This window comes from Vibrio profundum, from assembly GCF_050337555.1.
GTDB lineage: Bacteria > Pseudomonadota > Gammaproteobacteria > Enterobacterales > Vibrionaceae > Vibrio > Vibrio profundum.
This window is the reverse complement of record NZ_JAKJTA010000020.1, coordinates 1-17,499: the sequence shown is the minus strand read 5'-3', so window position 1 is coordinate 17,499 and position 17,499 is coordinate 1. Positions and strand designations below refer to the sequence as shown.

The following is a 17,499-nucleotide window of genomic DNA, read 5'->3' as shown; positions in this document are numbered from 1 at the left end:
TAACACGCACACTGCTCTAACACATGCACTGTTCTAACACGCGCACTGCTCTAATCGAGCCACGCACTCATCGAGGTAGTTAGCGCTGTTTTCGCTGGCGTCTTGTAATGTGTTGCTCATCCATTCTGGTAATTGAGGGCTCAATCGGTAATACACCCACTTCCCTCTCCGCTCATCTTCTAAAAGCTCGCAGCGACGCAATTCTGCTAGGTGCCGAGAAACCTTTGGCTGACTCACTTGCAGCGCAGCTTGCAGATCGCACACGCACAACTCCCCATTTTTGGAAAGCAGCAACAGCATCTTCAAACGCGTGTCATCAGATAAACATTTAAAAAAGATTAAAGGCTGCATAGCCCCTCACTAACAAATACGGAAAAACATATATATGATAATTCATATATATCGAAAGTAAAGAGTAAAAGTAAAGAGTCATAGAATACGATAGATGGGAAAAACCTCATTAAGCATCCATATCGTTCTCTTGATCTAATCACGATCAATGTTGGACATAAAAAAAAACCGCTACCTAAAAGGCAGCGGTTTCAATGGGATCATCGTAGGACATTTACTGTGTTTTAGACTCTCCAGCCAGTCTATCCAAGTAACCACCATCATCATTTTGACCAGGGCCTGCCATGCTCAACGTACTACCGCCACCCCAAAGGATAGAGAATACATTCGCACGACGTAGATCATTCATGTGATTGTGTCCCCAGTCATAGTAACCATCTTTAGTCGCTTGATAGTTATCAGAGGTGATCACTTTCGGTATAGCACCAAGGTAATCAAGATAGTTGGCATTTGCCTCTGGGAAATGGTAATCGTTCGATACTGTCGCCGTCAGCCCTGTCTGGTATGGTGCGGCAATATCAAGACTATCTTTAGCCGATTGCCCTGCCATCGCTGTATTACCGAACACGTAGTCTACTGCTGTCGCTCCATCAAGTGGCACCTTGTCTTGGTTCTTCTTGCCAATCATATGACCGCCAGGGATCTGGAACATCATTACAGGCACATCTTTAAGTTCATGACTAACGTCGCCCACATACTGAACGTACACGCTCCAATCGTTAGCGTTGTATAAGTAAGGTGCATACACCTGACCATTAGTCAGCAGCGTATCACGCTCATACTTATCAAAGGCTACAAACGTTGGGTTAAATTGCTCATTGGCGTTACCGTAAGCACCCACCGAACGTAGGAATGGTACTTCACCACAATCGTAGTTAACCCCAGTTTGTTTCATATCACATTGACCATTCTGAGAATCATCAACATGGCGCATCACTGAAGACGGATCATTGTAGGCATTATGCACCCAGTTGTGACCTGATGAATCGCCCGCCCAGATATTTAAGCTCCAGCCAAATGGTACTTTCGGTGCTACGGCCTTCACCAACCAGTTTGTCGATTGCACAAAACCAGTTAGCGTGTTGGCTTCAGACTGAGTTAAGCTCTGTGGGATCTGGCTGTATTGTGCATATTCAGCATCGGTGATCATTTTTGATTTATGCAGATCGTCAATCGCCGCTTTTAGCTGAGAAACCACGTGTGGCTGAATGCCAACATAGCCTTTATCTTTAAACACTTCCCCTAAGAAATCTGGGTTCAGAACTAACGTTCCGTAAGTTTGCTTAAAACTTGGATCTGGGTGATTCTCTAAGTAACGAGCCATCAATAATAAGTTCTCATAGTGAAACTTAAGATCTTGGTCATTGAGCAAATCAGCGGTACCTGTGTCCGAACCACCTGAAGACTGCGCCGTATACTCAACGAGTACTGGGACGACTGGATGGTCATAGGTCGCAGATAAGCGCTGAGCCAAGTCGACCGTTCTCGCCGTAGCAGTCTGGCCTTCGCCTTCTGGCGTCCAGATTGTTTTCGGATCAACGCCGCGATCACCCGCGCCGTCGTTGTCTGCATATTTAAATACAGAATCGACGTTATGACGCTGATCTAGCAATGCTTCATTGGTAAAGTCTGTTACTGACCCCATCGCAATACGATTCTCTGGCCAACCATGCTTGATATTAACTTGCTCAGGCACCTCGTGATCTTTAAAAATGATCGTACGCGATTCAGTATGTTCAGCATCGATCACAGGATCGTTAATCGAGGCATCTTTAAAGCCTGTTACTGACACACCCTCTGTCAGCTTATAACCTCCAGCGGAAGTGGCTGGCACCGCAATGTTTAACATATGCTGAGGCGCAAGCGTAAAGCTTAATGGGAAATCCAGCGCAACATTCGTCGACTTGTCGGTGTATTGAAGGTCGTAAAAAGCGATGTTGCTATCAGAAGGAGTAGAAGACTCATCATCCGCAGTCAAGTTCACGCTAGTTGGATTGCCTTGTGGCTGCAGCTCAAAGCTTGTATTTAACGCACCTTTGCTCTGGCTATAAAGAGATATCGTGCTTTGATCTTGCTCAGATTTCACATCCATCAAGCTCACGCTCACCGATGCGGGCTGAGCACTGATGCCATCCAGCCATTGTACCTGTGAACAACCTTTCAATGACGATTGCATGGTGATGGTGTGGTTCGTCTCATCGTTCCAATTGGCACACAAAAAGGTTTTTCCTGAAATATGATCGGCCGTGGTATTAAAGATGATTGGATTACCTGCTTGATCTTTCACTGGCGCGCCAGTGCTGTCTTTCGGGACAACAATTACTTTTGCATTACCTAAGTTATCGCCTAGGTCTAGATTTGAAAGATCAACGGTAAAATACATGTCTCCCGAAGAAGGGGTTGGATCAGGTGTTGGGCCTGGATCGGGAGGCGTTGCGCCCGAGAAATTAACTTTCATCGTCAGCTGTTCTGGCCAACTACTCACAGCACCTGATGTGGGCTCGGCACCCACCACGACCATATCGCCCGAAGACCACATATTCACGCCGGTAGAAGCAATGCTTTCTTTTAGCCCTGCGTCCGCTAACACTTTCTGTGCGGAATCATCCAACTCTTCACTGTAGTTCCATAGTTGAGTCAGATCCGACACTTTGGCTTGGTAGGTACAGTAGTACTGTGAAGAGTCACAACCTGCCTGCTTGGTAAATTGGAGTACCTCACTGGTACCACTTGTATCTGCATACGCAGCGGAAGAAGCCGCAACGCATCCAGCCGCCACCATGGCCGAATAGATTAACGAACGCATAGAATTTTTCCTTATGACATTTTTTGTATCGAAAAATATGTTGTTTTGCAGGCGACGACTATAAGGAAGATTTATAAAAATTCGACCATGAAAATGAAATGACTATGTCAAATATCAATAGAATTGTAAGGAAATGTGCATCTATGTCAGAGAACAGAAAATAACCACATGTGCGAGTGAACTTATCTGTTTTGGCGATAATCTCGCCGACATTTAAATCGCGTAATGAATTGCATATCAAGCGATAAGCATCGCCTCGTCGTGCGTGGACACTGTGGGGCTGTAAACGTGTGTCGCTTCTTACTGAGATCTAGGTCTTTAGAACAATTCAGCGCTATATCGGCAGTTTCGGCGTGATATGGGCTAAAATCACAACAGAGTAAATTAACGAAACGACAAGCAAGTGAGATAACGTGGATAAGCCAGCGAAAAGCTCAAACGGTCCTACAGATGTAAACGTCAGTGATGACAAGTTGATGCACGGCCGCTACGTGCTTGAGTTCCCTAGCGACTTCCCCAACATCATGATCCTTCGTTTTTACGACGAGTGGAATACTCAGACTGCCGTCTCTTGTATTGAGGAATGTCACCGGAGAGCACTGGAGCATTTCAAGGGGCGCTCTTGGGGCGTCATGGCTGATTTACAGCAATGGGGATTATGCACACCAGAAACCATTAATTACATGCGCACTCACATGTTTAACTTCATTACGATTGGGCTAAAAATGCAAGCGGTCTTACCAAGTGGGATACTGAATAAAATGGTGGCTGAAACCATGCATAACGAGGTTCAGCCATCCAATTTCATTAGTGAGTACTTTTCCAATCAAGAAGAAGCATTGGCATGGTTAGATAAAGAGCTACAACGCTACGAAGGCTCCAATTAGCATTCACTATTTATTTAGCTATTTGGCTATTTGTAAAGTTTGTCCTAACCGGCTACTTTCTAGCGCCAGTTCAATCAACTTAATATTCCATAAAGCTTGCTCAGCGCTCACGGGTGGTAAACTCGTGCCCCGAACCGACTCAGCCAGTGAAACAAAGTAGTGCTGGTAACCACCCAATTCCGTTGTCACCACCTCGACACTATCGGCGCTATAAAAGCTACCGTATTGATCTTTCTTTTCTGCCGCCCAGTGAGCTTCACTCGGCATCACCCCAGCAATCAAGCGCTCTTCTTGAGGATCTAAGCCATATTTTTCATAACTGCCAAGATCCCCTTTCACATGAAAGCGTCGGTTAGGGCCTGCACTAAATAAGTCGCTGTGTATGGTCACCACGGCATCGGGATACTGCATCACCACATTGAAGTAATCGACATTGGTCGAGCCTTCACGCATCACTAAGCATTGCGCTGTGATGGCATCCGGCAGCCCAAAAAGATCCAACGCTTGATCCATCAGATGCGGCCCTAAATCAAATAACAGGCCGCCACCATCTTGGGACATTTCGCGCCAGCGCTGACGAACCTCAGGTCGGAATCGATCAAAGTGAGATTCAAAACACTTCACGTTCCCCAAGCGCTTATCAGCGATCATCTTTTTGACCGTCAAGAAATCACCGTCCCAACGGCGGTTGTGGTACACGCTCAGCACCAGTCCTTTTCGTTCAGCCAGCTCAATCAAGGCTTCCCCATCCGAGACTTTAGTCACAAATGGCTTTTCAATAACCACATGCTTATTGTTCTCTAGAGCGCGTTTAGCCAATTCAAAATGCGTGTCATTCGGAGAGGTAATGATCACCAGCTCAGCGTCTGAGTCTTCAAGCAGTTGTTCCGCGGTAAGGTAGTGCACAGCACTTGGCCAATCCGCTTTCACCGTATCCACTTGGCGGCTACTTATCGCAGTGAGCTCGTATTCTGGCAAACTATCCACAAAGGGAAGATGAAATGTTTTCGCTGAAAAGCCATAACCTATGATGGCGGTTTTGATGGGAGATACACTCATAGTCAAAAAGCCTTATTTAAGAAGATGTAATAATTAATTGGACGTTGTGAGCATCGAGAGCTTGCTGCATCGCTTCACTGGGCATGCGATCTGTGATAATCACATCAACAGACTCTAATCCAGCGACGTGAAACACATGCTGCAAGCCAAATTTGCTTGCTTGGCAGACTAAGATCACGCGCTCGGCTTGCTCAATCATGCTTCGTTTGGTCGCCGCTTCTGCTTCACTGCTGGTTGATAACCCTCGTGTAGACAATGCACACACACCAATAAAGGCTTTATTTGTGCGATAGCGAGCCAGCTGTTGAACCGCAGAGTCTCCCCAAATAGCACGGTGCAAAGTATTAAACTGCCCGCCTAAGCAATGCACCACGATATCGCTAGCTGCCGATAACACAACGAGGCTGTCGAGAGAGTTAGTAATGACAGTCACTGGCACATTAAGGTAACCCGCCATCACCGATAAAGTACTTCCGGCATCTAATATGATGGAATCATTTTCTTCCACCAAGCTGGCCGCCTTTTTCGCAATCTCTCGTTTTTCATCGCTAACCGCTCGACTCACCACCGGTTGCACATCAGGCGTAACAGGCAGATACATGGCTCCACCGCGAATGCGCTGCACACCAGAAAACTGTGTCAATTTCACTAAGTCACGTCGTGCTGAATCTCGTGAAATCGAGAATAGACTGCAAATCTCGCCCAAAGTGATCCTCCTTTGATCCTTTAGCCAAGCCTGCATTTTAATAATTCGTTCTTCTTGCGTCATATCAAAATTAAACCACTTAAAATCACGTAAGCGAATATAAGTCATTCATTCTAGCTTTGCACGAACAAACTGATCCTAAATGGAAAATTAAGGATCTTAGGATCAAAGTTACATACGGAGCTGCATAGCTAAGGTCATGCTTTTCTAGTAAAATCGCTTATGACTTTCATATAGAAAGCATTCAAATAATAAATAAGTACAACGTCGTTGAGAGGAAATGTTATGAAGTGGCTTTTCGCAGCACTAAAAAATTACGCCGACTTTAATGGTCGAGCACGAAGAAAAGAGTATTGGATGTTCGTGTTATTCACAGTGTTGGCCTGCATGGTCACTGTATTTTTGGATACCGTAACCCGCCTACCGATCTTTTCCGCACTCGTGATGCTCGCATTGGTGATCCCATCATTTGCCGTCACGGTGCGTAGACTGCATGATACGAACCGCTCGGGTTGGTATTTTTTACTTAGCTTTATACCTATCGCAGGTCCTATCGTGCTATTCGTGTTTAATGTTTCGGACAGCCACCCCGGAACAAACGCCTATGGCCCGAACCCGAAAGGCATCGAAAATAAAGAAGCAGAAATAGTTTCATAATAAAAAGGCGGCCAGTTGGCCGCCTTTTTATTCAATCGGATCAACTCCGAGCGTAATTCACTATACTATCGCGATATAGCGTCAACAGTGTTTCGTCATCGACCTCGACACCTATCCGCTGCCTAGGCATCTCTGCCCATTCATCCGTCATGTATTTTCCATCATCAAACTTTTGCAGCGTCATACCTTGTGCTGGACCTTCGCATACAACGCGGATCGCTCCTGTGCGCAAAGTAAATAACTCTGGGTTTATGACATAAGCAATCGCTGAAGGATCGTGCACATGACAGCCTTCCATCCCTACTTTCTCGGAATAAAATCGTAAATAGAAGCGACTGACATCCCAAATGAACTGCCCTACTTCACCAGCATCATCACGTAACTTATCCAGAAAATCTGCAGTAAAAAAGCTTTCCTCTGTCACATCTAAGCCAACCACGACTACTGGCCACGGAGCGCAAAAAACACAGTCTGCAGCTTCTGGATCGTCATAGATATTGGCTTCGGCGTAAGGGGTGACATTGCCGCGATGCTCATTCACGCCAAAAGCGCCGCCCATCACAACCACCTCTTTCACTAAACCAGCGATTTCCGGTGCCGCTTGTATCGCTAACGCAATATTGGTCAAGGGTCCGACAGTCACCAGAGTGATCTCTCCCGGATTGGCTTTGACCGTATCAATAATATATTGATACGCAGGACGCGGGTCCGGTGTCGAGCAAAGCTGCTCTGGGGCATTCACATCACCAAAGCCTGATTCACCATGCACCACCACCGTTGGGCCAACAGGCACACGGCGTAAAGGCTGACCAGCCCCTTGGGTGACATCGGCCTGCAAGTTGAATTTATCTTTTAGATATAACGCATTGCGAGTGGTGTTCTCGATCGTTGCATTGCCATAGACCGTACTGATCGCCAGCAAGTCTATCTCAGGGTGAGACTCGGCAAATAAAATCGCCATCGCATCATCGATGCCCGGATCAGTATCTAGAATTATTTTTTTTGTCATTATTTTGGTCTCACTGGAATATCGATATGCAGCAAGGTGACACCACTACATAATATTGAGCGAGTATAGTAATGATCCAAAAGGATCTTCCCGTGATGGGTCTCACAATCTCAAGGACAATGCGTATTTTTACTGACACAATATCAAATAAGGCAAAAAGGAAAACTAGGCTAAAATTAATTCAATGAGTGGCATTAATCATCAGGCAATGAGATATGGAATTTAGTGTTCACGGCGAATTTACTTTTCTGTTTGTTGAAGAGATATTGGTTGTGAAGGTCGTGGGTAGCTGGAACCGCGAGTGTGCGATCCGTTTTGATCGCACCTTTCGCGCGGTCGCCAGTGATTTGGATTCCCAGCCGTGGGGCAATGTTCTCGACATGTCCCAATGGAAACTTGCCACACCAGATATTTGGATCGAGATCAAAGAAACAGCACTCTGGCTCGCCGAGCATAACCACCGCTTTGAAGCCGTCGTTATCAATAACATGTTAGAACAACATTTGATGGTCGAGCGTTTTAAGCTCACTCCCAAGCTGCGCACCGCTTTTTTTGATAATGAAACGCAGGCAATTGATTGGTGCAAAGAGCAAGATCAGCAACGACATTCTGCCTAGAGAATTGAAGGTATGCTCTAATGCTCAATCTCAGCATACATTATATATTGAGGCCCTGCACTGCCTCCTAAATACAACTCCGTCGATTCACTAAAGCCAGCCTTTTTGTAACACCGTTGCGCATTTGGATTTTTACAATTTACCGTCAAGTAAACCGTTTGATAACTCGAATAATATTGCTGTAAATATGGAAATAACGCTTTAACCGCTGCGCTGCCGACACCTTTACCCTGCCAATTTAAGCCAATCACAAATGCTCTGAGTCCCACCGCTGTCGGCGGACAAAACGCATAGCTTTGAGAGTAACCCACATCGATTTTAAAAAAGCCCACCACTTGATGGTCAAATTTAATCACATGCAGATGGACTGTCTCACTTGCCTCAGCTAAAAACTCCTCCGCGGTTCCTGCATACTTTATCTGCTCTTGAGCGAGCACGACATTTTTAACCGCCGGCTGATTTGCGCTTGTCAGTTTTTCTAATGTAATCATTACAATACTTATTCCTGTTCTGGGCACTTTTTGTCATTATCATCATGACTATAATAGGTTTTGTATTATTGAACATGTGCGAGTTCAGTGTCTCTACGCACCATCTCACATTTCACATCTCACATTTCACACCACCGATACCCATATCATCCCCTAAAACACTTTACCTCAAGTAATGTTGAAGTTTTATGCTGTTCTGGCATTCATCAATTTGGAACAACATTCGATGAGAAACAGAACTCTACCTTACCTAACCGCACGCTTTTTTGATGGCATCTCGTCTGGGTTATTTATGATGGCGTTACCTTGGATCATGCTTGATGGTGGCAGCAACGGCTATTTTGTCGCTTTCACCGCATTAACGAGCACATCCCTGTCGTTTTTCGCCACGCCATTTTTTGCCACTTTGATTGATAGACATTCCAGAAAATCTCTTATTGTTCTAAACCAAATCCTTCAAACTATGGTCGCTGGCGTCACCGCTGGGCTGTATGCCGCTGGCTTTGGCTCAATTTGGCTGCTAGCGGCGACACAAGTGATTTTTTGGTTATCGGCTAACTTTGCATGGGCGACCGATACCGCCTTTACTCAAGAAAATTACCATGTGCATGAATACGCCAAGCTCTCCAGCTACCAAGAAATCATCATGCAAGGCACCACACTGGGAGCAGGTGCTTTGGGGGTCGTTTTACTGCAACTGTGGGGCATTTTCGAGTTTGCCTTATTCGCAGCCATCGCCTCGGCCATTGCCAGCAGCTGCTATATCGCAACGCCCTATCGCCGCAAAATGAGAACACCCTCTCACACAAGATTCCTCACTGAATTGAAACAAAGCAAACAGATCTTAGCAAAACAACCGCGCTTCTTTGCCTATTTAGCGCTTTCCTGTCTGTCGTATCCCGTTTTGTCTTACCTGAGCAAACTCGTGCCTATTTGGTTTTCAGAGCAGAACATAACGGGCAGTTGGTTCGCCGGCTACAATATCTGCTTTGGAGTAGGATCGTTAGTGACGGGGCTATTGATCACCAAGATACTCGCCAAACTGCCCTTTTCACTCATCATCCAGAATTCCATATTGGCGCTGGCGATTGCCCTTTTAGGCATGAGCCTGTTTCCTTTCCCTGCCGCCATTCTTGGCTTTAGTGCAGTATTCGGCTTATTCAATGCGCTCAATCGCATTACACGAATCAACTGGATGCACCACCGCATTGAAATAACGCAACGTGGCAGAGTGGATGGAGGGCTAGCTATGTTTTCTACCATGATTCAATCCATTGGCTATACGATCATCGCCCTACTCAGCCATTACGATCTAGTGAAGTATGGATTTCTCGTCGCCGCTGTCACGATGGGGCTCGCCTACCTGATGATGCGTACGCTGACCCAGCAGACAGATTTTCCAGCTCAAATCCTCACTGATTGTTAGGGCATAAATAACAAGATTGCGCGTCAAACTCCCGTATAAACAGCCACAATGCCGTAGAAAAGCGCCGATAACAGCTGGTGAAAAAAAACGTGTCCCTATAAGCAATCTATCTCTTCTAAGCTAGGCTTTTAACTAGGATTCCATTACTGGTGAGACATGGGCATGAAAATATCAGACTTAACGATTCGCAGCCGACTCTTTGCAGGCAATATCATCACCGCCGTCATTCTTATCACCCTGTGCGCGATCGCTTGGTTTTCAATTCAAACTTTAGCCCAAACCGAACGCATGGTTGAACACACCCATAAGGTCATCAAAGAATCGAACGGACTGGTCAACGCTATGGTCGACCAAGAAACTGGTCTAAGAGGATTCGCCATTGGAGGACAAGAAGAATACCTAGAACCTTATATCTCCGGAAAAGAAAATTTTAATGATTATTTATCAACAGTTAAGCAACTAACCAGTGATAATCCAGCCCAGCAAAAACGATTTGATGATATAGAAAAAGAAGCTCGCGGCTGGCAAGCCTATGCGGAGGTGGGCCTCGATGTTGTTCAACAAACAATAAATAATATCAGCACGTTAGAGAGTGAAACCGATGCCACCATGCCTCACCTCACCGATCTTTCGCAAGAGGCGACCAATATCGGCGGCATACTCGATGTGATACTTGGCATAGCAGATCAAACCAACCTACTCGCACTTAACGCAGCGATAGAAGCTGCTCGTGCAGGTGAACAAGGGCGTGGATTCGCAGTCGTTGCCGACGAAGTGCGTGAGCTCGCTAAACGAACTCAAAATTCAACCACAGAAATCCAAACCTTAATCGAACGTTTGCAAAAAGGCACACAAGGTGTCGTAGAGAACATCGAAAAAAGCAGCAATATTGTCAAAGCAACCGTGGAAAAAGCCCAACAATCTGGCGGATCATTCAACACCATTTCAGACTCAATAAAACAGATACACTCGATGAGTACACAAATAGCAGAAGCTTCCGCTGAACAAAAAACAACGGCTGAACAAATCAACCAAAGCGTCATTGAAGTCAGTCAAATTTCTCGCTCCAGTGTGAGTAACGCGGAGAAAACTGTCGAATCCGGCCAAGAGCTCGTCGGTCTATCAAGCCAATTTCATGACATTGTAGGAGAATTTAGTATCGAAAATCCCGACATTTGGTAAACAAACCCGCAACGAAAATAAAAATTTTTCAATCAATTACCCAAAAAGTTTGATGAAGACAACGCTGTTTAGGTGCTTGTGCCTGCATAAACCGTACCTGCGTTACGTAAAATTAACATTCCATATTTATCTCTGTCACGATCGGAGCGACAGGCCTATGATGAATTTGTACACACCAATAGAGAGATATGATTATGAAAGTTGTTGTAGAGTTTTTAGAGTCAGGTCGTTTTAGAGACAATTTCTGGAATGGCGATTTCTTCGTAAACCGTGGTGAGCGCCGCGCTGTCACTCCTTCTTTTGCAGCTCAGTTGATTACCAATAGAATCGCAAGCCTGCATGAAATTGAAGACAATAAAGAAAAGTAAGACAGAAATCTAAACTGGGAGCCTTTCACTACTGACTTCCACAGATTTCCTGCCATATTCGTCCCCTTATTCTTTTTAAGATAAGGGGAGGCTCTCCCCCCAAATAACCAAGTCTCACTCGCTTCTAGATTCGTTTAATCAATCACTCCGCAATGCGGCATCCTGTTTTCACACTCATCGCTCAACCACTTTGATTGGTCTACGTAGCGTTCTAACTGCGCGTCCTTTTTGCAAATTCGACGCTCGAATCGTCACCAGAGAGCCGCACTATTCGTCGCCGTTACCATCGACTATCAAGCTCCCGAAAGATTCATTTTGACTATCCACAAAATAAAACCTTCCCCTTTACATCTTAAATTAAAGTAAATACACTAGCGCCAAATTCAAGCAAAGCCTTTTTTTTACACATCAATCGAACGGTGTTTTATTTGTTAACCATGCATGAATATTGTAAGTGAGTATTTTTCGACTCTCAATCGAACAGTGTCCAATTCCGAATATCAACATAATGAGAAAAACATGAAAAAATTAGCCATCGCCACAATCGTATTTTCCGCATTCACAGCCAGCCATGCGTTTGCAGAAACGATGACTGACAATTCATTGTCCGACTATGGCTATATTCGCGGCGCGTTAGGTGGGTCTCAAAATGGTTTCTCGAAAAGCCTAGATCCATCAAATCCCACTAGCGTAAAAGAGACAGATCATACCGCAGTCAATATTTCCACGGGTTACGTGCACCAACTCAAGGATCCAAGATTCGCCGTCGGCGGAGAGTTTGCTTACAATTATTTCAGCAATGACAAAGTGAACATTGGTACAAATACATGGACGATTGAAAATAGTTCACTCGATTTTGCAGGGCTAGGCATCTGGCATATGAGCGAAAAATTTGATGCGATTGGTAAAGCGGGTCTATCTTATCAGGTAGCAGACGCTTCTAGTTCTCTCTCTGGGATTGGTGGTATAGATGGTGAGAATACCGATTGGGTGCCAATGTTAGGCACTGGAATCGCGTATAACTTTGAAGAAAACTGGACGGCCGACGTCACCGTGACCCACTACTTTGGCAAAAATAACATCAACTCGACTGGCAAGATCACCAGCTATATGGCAGGTATCAGCTACAAGTTTTAATTTTAATCTGACTCTCCCTTCTCGCTTTCATTAAGCAGAGAAGGGAGACAATGGTCAGGCAAAAAAGTCACCTATTTTCACCGTGCTTAGCGGGCAACCTAGATCTCAGCAAGACTCAACTCGCATAGCATTCAGTGCGGCTCGGACACTCGCTGCAGGAAGCAGATGGACAAATCGGCAAGCCCGACGTGAGACAAAATTGGCGATAGATAAATTTCTTCCAGCGCATCGCATTACCTACGTTCTTTTGCGCCAATGTTGGAAAGTGAGTATGAAAAATATCCGACACAGAAAGTCGACTTTGGAAACCCATGTCTTGGTAGAGGTGGGTCTTGCCACAGCAGGCCACGGCCACTCGGTGCGCCCAAGCTCTTGCTTGGCTACCATTGTCGGAATGAGCCAGCATTAATTCCACTAAGTCGTCATAAAACTCCAGCGGTAGTGGGTTCGCTGTGATCAGTTGGCTATATCGTTCCAACTCATCGGCGTATTCCGTATCCTCTACGACCTGGGCCTCTCCCAATGCACTCTTCAGTCCATCCACATAAAATTTCTTTGATTCAACGAGATCCATATAATATCCGTTAGCTCTTCATTGGCGATAAGTCTGTGGGGTTACGCTAACTCCCACAAAAGCAACTAGGAAACGGATAATAAAGATCGCCGCGTGATTTAGCAAAGCACTCGCGCTTACGCAGCGTTAAATCTACAGTGGTTTAGTCTGAAGGCAGGTAAATTGCCGAGGGAGGATCTCTGCCTTAATCAACGGACCTTTTATACGAGGTAATAGTACAAAAGCCCTTATTTACTTTAAATACGCTGAATGGCTGCCAGTTTATCTAAGCAGGTTTGATGAGCTTCATCATAGTCAAAAAAGTACTGCACAATACTTTACTCATTCTGAACTTAGAGATCTATTCTCAAACTCATGGTCCAAAGCCCATGAATGTTTCGTCCGGCCACCATGTTGCCTCTCTAAATAACAATACCTCAATGGATCAGTATAGCTAATACTCAAACAGGCCCGCATTGACAGGTACAGGAAGTGGATTGACAGCAAGGACATCGCTTGTCGCACTGGTAACAAGGCCGAAGATCTTTATGATCAGGTTGCTTTAAAATGCGCTCAAACTCTTGACGGTGAGTATAAAAATGGATGCCAGATCTTAATTTCACTCGATCACCTTATTTTCAACAGGATCATAAATCTAACCATAGTACAAAGCCATACCGTTTATATGGTCAACTTCGTTAATTTAATGTATTCATCTAGTCTGGATCGAGTAATCAAACGCAGCAACACGGCAAAGGGATTCACCTTACCCTAAGCTCTTGAAAATAAAGTCACTACTTCCTTTATCATTGAACTCAACGTCATCATTACTTTCGGCCTACCCAGATTTCTGTTATTTTTTGCGCTATAAATTGTTATGTTATAACATATCAATTTATAGCGCACCGTCTATCAGAGTTCATCATGCTGCAGAAAAAAAAGTTACCTGTTACTGTGCTTTCAGGTTTTCTTGGTGCGGGGAAAACGACCGTCCTAAGCCACATCCTTAATCATCGCCGAGATTTAAAAGTCGCGGTTATTGTCAATGACATGAGTGAAATCAATATTGATTCCACCAAAGTTCGTAATGAAATCACGCTCAATCACAGCCAAGAAAAACTCGTTGAAATGAGTAATGGCTGTATCTGCTGCACGTTAAGAGAAGATTTATTGGAAGAAGTGAGCAAGTTAGCCGAGCAAAATCGCTTCGACTACTTAATCATAGAGTCCACTGGAATTTCCGAACCCCTTCCCGTTGCAGAAACCTTTACTTTCACCGATGAGAATGAGGTGTCGTTGTCCGATATTGCAACACTCGATACGATGGTCACTGTGGTGGATGCCGTTAATTTCTTAAATGATTACCAACTCGCCCTAGATCTGAAAGAAAAAGGAGAGTCTTTAGGAAAAGAAGATGACCGAAGTGTCACGGATTTACTGGTCGATCAGGTGGAGTTTGCCGATGTCATTCTTGTTAGCAAAACGGACCTCGTGGAACACGATGATCTCTCCCGCTTAACCGCGATCTTAACAACGCTTAATACTCATGCTCGAATTATTCCGATTGTCCAAGGTAAGGTGGATATTGACGCCATCATCAACACGGGCAGCTTCGATTTTGAACTAGCAGAGCAATCGCCCGGTTGGCTTCAAGAAATGCGCGGCCAACACATTCCAGAAACACAGGAATACGGAATCAGCAGTTTTAGTTACCTAGCCCACCTCCCTTTCCATCCAGAAAAATTTTATCAACTACTCCATAACGCTGAAGACTACGGCAAACTCATTCGTTCAAAAGGGTATTTTTGGCTAGCGACTCGCCCTGAGATTGCCGGTCAATGGAATCAAGCAGGAGGAATCGCCCGACATGGTTCTGCGGGGTTATTTTGGCACGCCGTCGCTAGAGAAGAATGGCCTAGTGACAAAGAAAGTCTGGAAGCGATTCAAAATCAATGGATTGAGCCCTTTGGCGATAGACGCCAAGAGCTTGTCTTTATTGGCCAATCATTGGACAAAAAACGTTTTATTGAAGCCTTAGATAACTGCTTGCTAAGCAAAGAAGAAGTATCACAAGGGGAAGCACTGTGGAAGACATTTCCCGACCCGTTTCCTGAGTGGGAGCACATCGTATGATCATCACCAACAGAGAAGAATACCTCGATAACACCTCTGCTAGAGCACAGGAAAAACATCGGTACTCAACACGAGATCAAAGGCCAACCGCGTTAGCCAATATTTACAAACCTGAAGTTAACCTGACTATTTGGCAACGCACCTTACCAACGACTCTCATTGACTCAGTGAAGCATCTACTTCAATCAAAACCAGACTTGCGAAAAGTGACTACGGTGACGCCTGCTGATGCCTTGCCCTACCTGACTAACACTGTCGGCACCGAGCATAGCGAGTTGGTTGAGAATATCGCAGAGCTTGTTGATATGTTTTGCTGTTTATTCGATCTCAAACACGCGGGCTTGCGACTGACTGGGCTCAACACAGCGATGTGCCCAAGGTTTCATGTCGATAGAGTCCCTTGTCGCCTCGTGACCACTTATCATGGATCGGCAACAGAATGGCTACCTCATCACCGAGTAAATCGAGAAAAATTAGGCGCTCGAAGTAATGGGCTTCCAGATAGTGAATCTGGCGTATTTGCTAACCAGAGTCATATTCAGCAACTGAGTTGTGGAGATGTAGCCTTATTAAAGGGAGAACTTTGGCAAGATAATGCAGAGGCGGGATTAGTGCATCGCTCGCCAGCACTGGCGCACAATGAAAGCCGCTTACTATTAACATTGGATTTAGTCGATTAATTTGAACAATCGAATCTATCCGCTGCAACTTCAATGTGCTTGGGAATCAGCCGATGCAGACAGTAGGCATCAAGACAATTAACCTACTTGTTCGATCAACTTAGGAAGGTAGATGTGTGAGTAACTAGCTTAAGAGTTTAGTGTTTAGTTGTGTGATTCATAGACATCCTTTCAACTATAATGGGTGTCTATGGACAGAGAAATCCAACAAAGACTACAGTGGGTAAAAATGTATGAGGAATGTGGTGATGCAGGCCTCGTATGCCGACGCTGTGGTATTTCCAGGCCAACATTGCGTAAGTGGGCGAAACGATATAAGCAGCGGGGAATCGCTGGTCTGGAGAGCCAGAGCAAACGTCCCCATTCTTCCCCAGACGCTAAGCTCACTGATGAGATAAGAGCATTGATCCTACGATGCGGGAGAAGCGCAATATAGGGGCGCGGCGTTTGCAAACAGAATTAATCCGACTTCACCAAGTGCACCTAAGCACTGCAACACTCCATAAAGTTTTATCCGGAACATCAGTCAAACCCATCGTAACTTACCGACGCAAAAAAGATTTCCAAAGGTATGAGCGCCCAATCCCCGGCGATAGAGTCCAGATGGACACCTGTAAAATAGCACCTAGAATTTATCAGTATACACCTATCGATGACTGCTCCCGCTATCGGGTTCTGAGGTGCTACTCTCGGCGCACAGCAGCAAATACCGTCGACTTTATTGAATGCGTAGTGGAAGAGATGCCATTCCCTATCCAGCGTATTCAGACGGACAGAGGGCGCGAATTTTTTGCTGAGAAAGTCCAGAAACAACTTATGACTTATGGAATCAAGTTTCGCCCAAACAAGCCTGGCTCACCTCACTTGAATGGCAAAGTTGAACGCTCACAGAAAACAGATAAAAGTGAGTTCTATCCAACCATAGATGTATCGGTGGGCCTGGAAGAACTGGATTTGTTGCTAGCTGAGTGGCAACACTCCTACAACTGGGAACGACCTCACAGCTCGCTAAAAGGGCTAACACCAATAGACAGGGTTACTGAGCTATCTGATCAAACTCCTCTGTCTGAAGAGGTATCTAAGAACTACCAGATCAGGAAAGAGAGGTTTCAAGAGCAGAATTACAATTTAAATTACATGTACTAACTCAGACTTGATCTGACAGTTACCCACTTTTGACTTGGTGCCTGTCAGGTTATATCTGGTCTAGATTTTTTTCAGCCCAGATTGATTTCCCATCTTCTAAGGTTGCAGCTGGCGTTCTGCCACAGCACATTTTCCCTTGATGGGTACGATGATTGTTGTAGTAGTCCATCCATTCGTCCAGATCTTTCTGTAACTCTTCCATCGAACCGTACAGCTTCTTTCTGAACGTCACTTGGTAGAACTCATTCAATATGGTCTTGTGGAAGCGTTCACAGATACCGTTTGTTTGTG

The 17,499-nt window shown here is 45.1% G+C and carries 17 protein-coding genes and 1 pseudogene; 10 read left to right on the top strand and 8 right to left on the bottom strand.

All coding sequences use genetic code 11. From position 1 onward, the window contains the following. Nucleotides 1-33: 33 nt before the first annotated feature. The gene (locus tag L4C34_RS16785) at nucleotides 34-351 is read right to left on the bottom strand and encodes a metalloregulator ArsR/SmtB family transcription factor (protein ID WP_428790496.1); all 318 of its coding nucleotides are present in this window, start codon (nucleotides 349-351) and stop codon (nucleotides 34-36) included. A gap of 214 nt (nucleotides 352-565) precedes the next feature. After that, a complete protein-coding gene (locus tag L4C34_RS16780; protein ID WP_428790495.1) occupies nucleotides 566-3,157 on the bottom strand; it encodes a hypothetical protein in 2,592 nt (863 codons plus the stop codon). A gap of 413 nt (nucleotides 3,158-3,570) precedes the next feature. On the opposite strand from L4C34_RS16780, the gene L4C34_RS16775 reads away from it, so the two are divergent. After that, nucleotides 3,571-4,044 (top strand): hypothetical protein, encoded by a 474-nt coding sequence (locus L4C34_RS16775; protein WP_428790494.1) that lies wholly within the window; start codon nucleotides 3,571-3,573, stop codon nucleotides 4,042-4,044. Between the two features lie 18 nt (nucleotides 4,045-4,062). Here L4C34_RS16775 and L4C34_RS16770 read toward each other — a convergent pair whose 3' ends face one another. Together L4C34_RS16770 and L4C34_RS16765 are read right to left on the bottom strand one after the other, a co-directional pair. After that, entirely contained in the window at nucleotides 4,063-5,103 is a 1,041-nt protein-coding gene (locus L4C34_RS16770; protein ID WP_428790493.1) for an oxidoreductase, read from the bottom strand. Nucleotides 5,104-5,119: 16 nt separating this feature from the next. Next, on the bottom strand, nucleotides 5,120-5,917 hold the full coding sequence (locus L4C34_RS16765) for a DeoR/GlpR family DNA-binding transcription regulator (protein ID WP_428790492.1): 798 nt from the start codon (nucleotides 5,915-5,917) through the stop codon (nucleotides 5,120-5,122). 177 nt (nucleotides 5,918-6,094) lie between these two features. Between L4C34_RS16765 and L4C34_RS16760 the strand changes: the two genes are divergently transcribed. After that, nucleotides 6,095-6,466 carry a DUF805 domain-containing protein gene (locus tag L4C34_RS16760; protein WP_428790491.1) on the top strand — a complete coding sequence of 124 codons (372 nt, stop codon included), beginning with the start codon at nucleotides 6,095-6,097 and terminating at the stop codon, nucleotides 6,464-6,466. 40 nt (nucleotides 6,467-6,506) lie between these two features. Here L4C34_RS16760 and L4C34_RS16755 read toward each other — a convergent pair whose 3' ends face one another. After that, nucleotides 6,507-7,475: a nucleoside hydrolase gene (locus L4C34_RS16755; protein ID WP_428790490.1), complete on the bottom strand. Its 969-nt coding sequence runs from the start codon at nucleotides 7,473-7,475 to the stop codon at nucleotides 6,507-6,509. A 215-nt stretch (nucleotides 7,476-7,690) separates the two neighbouring features. Here L4C34_RS16755 and L4C34_RS16750 point away from each other — a divergent pair, with 215 nt between their 5' ends. Beyond that, entirely contained in the window at nucleotides 7,691-8,092 is a 402-nt protein-coding gene (locus tag L4C34_RS16750; RefSeq protein WP_428790489.1) for a hypothetical protein, read from the top strand. Between the two features lie 17 nt (nucleotides 8,093-8,109). Here the strand turns inward: L4C34_RS16750 and L4C34_RS16745 are convergent, their stop codons facing one another. Next, entirely contained in the window at nucleotides 8,110-8,583 is a 474-nt protein-coding gene (locus L4C34_RS16745) for a GNAT family N-acetyltransferase (RefSeq protein WP_428790488.1), read from the bottom strand. Between the two features lie 226 nt (nucleotides 8,584-8,809). Between L4C34_RS16745 and L4C34_RS16740 the strand changes: the two genes are divergently transcribed. The 4 genes from L4C34_RS16740 to L4C34_RS16725 all read left to right on the top strand — a co-directional run bounded on the left by L4C34_RS16740 (nucleotide 8,810) and on the right by L4C34_RS16725 (nucleotide 12,696). Then, nucleotides 8,810-10,009 (top strand): MFS transporter, encoded by a 1,200-nt coding sequence (locus L4C34_RS16740; protein WP_428790487.1) that lies wholly within the window; start codon nucleotides 8,810-8,812, stop codon nucleotides 10,007-10,009. A gap of 162 nt (nucleotides 10,010-10,171) precedes the next feature. Next, nucleotides 10,172-11,191 carry a methyl-accepting chemotaxis protein gene (locus tag L4C34_RS16735; protein ID WP_428790486.1) on the top strand — a complete coding sequence of 340 codons (1,020 nt, stop codon included), beginning with the start codon at nucleotides 10,172-10,174 and terminating at the stop codon, nucleotides 11,189-11,191. Between the two features lie 194 nt (nucleotides 11,192-11,385). Continuing rightward, the gene (locus tag L4C34_RS16730; RefSeq protein WP_428790485.1) at nucleotides 11,386-11,559 is read left to right on the top strand and encodes a hypothetical protein; all 174 of its coding nucleotides are present in this window, start codon (nucleotides 11,386-11,388) and stop codon (nucleotides 11,557-11,559) included. A 519-nt stretch (nucleotides 11,560-12,078) separates the two neighbouring features. Next, nucleotides 12,079-12,696: an outer membrane protein gene (locus L4C34_RS16725; RefSeq protein WP_428790484.1), complete on the top strand. Its 618-nt coding sequence runs from the start codon at nucleotides 12,079-12,081 to the stop codon at nucleotides 12,694-12,696. A gap of 115 nt (nucleotides 12,697-12,811) precedes the next feature. On the opposite strand, the gene L4C34_RS16720 is transcribed toward L4C34_RS16725, so the two are convergent. Then, nucleotides 12,812-13,270, bottom strand: coding sequence for a nitrogen fixation protein NifQ (locus L4C34_RS16720; RefSeq protein WP_428790483.1), 459 nt, complete (start codon nucleotides 13,268-13,270; stop codon nucleotides 12,812-12,814). A 903-nt stretch (nucleotides 13,271-14,173) separates the two neighbouring features. Between L4C34_RS16720 and zigA the strand changes: the two genes are divergently transcribed. The 3 genes and pseudogenes from zigA (at nucleotide 14,174) to L4C34_RS16705 (ending at nucleotide 17,208) form a co-directional block, all read left to right on the top strand. Then, nucleotides 14,174-15,382, top strand: coding sequence for a zinc metallochaperone GTPase ZigA (zigA, locus tag L4C34_RS16715; protein WP_428790482.1), 1,209 nt, complete (start codon nucleotides 14,174-14,176; stop codon nucleotides 15,380-15,382). Then, nucleotides 15,379-16,062 carry a DUF1826 domain-containing protein gene (locus L4C34_RS16710; protein ID WP_428790481.1) on the top strand — a complete coding sequence of 228 codons (684 nt, stop codon included), beginning with the start codon at nucleotides 15,379-15,381 and terminating at the stop codon, nucleotides 16,060-16,062. The genes zigA and L4C34_RS16710 overlap by 4 nt, the downstream gene beginning before the upstream one ends. Nucleotides 16,063-16,252: 190 nt before the next feature. Continuing rightward, nucleotides 16,253-17,208 (top strand): annotated as a pseudogene (locus L4C34_RS16705) (IS481 family transposase). 49 nt (nucleotides 17,209-17,257) lie between these two features. On the opposite strand, the gene L4C34_RS16700 reads toward L4C34_RS16705, so the two are convergent. Further along, the coding region (locus L4C34_RS16700) for an integrase core domain-containing protein (RefSeq protein WP_428788126.1) at nucleotides 17,258-17,499 on the bottom strand (242 nt) is incomplete at its 5' end.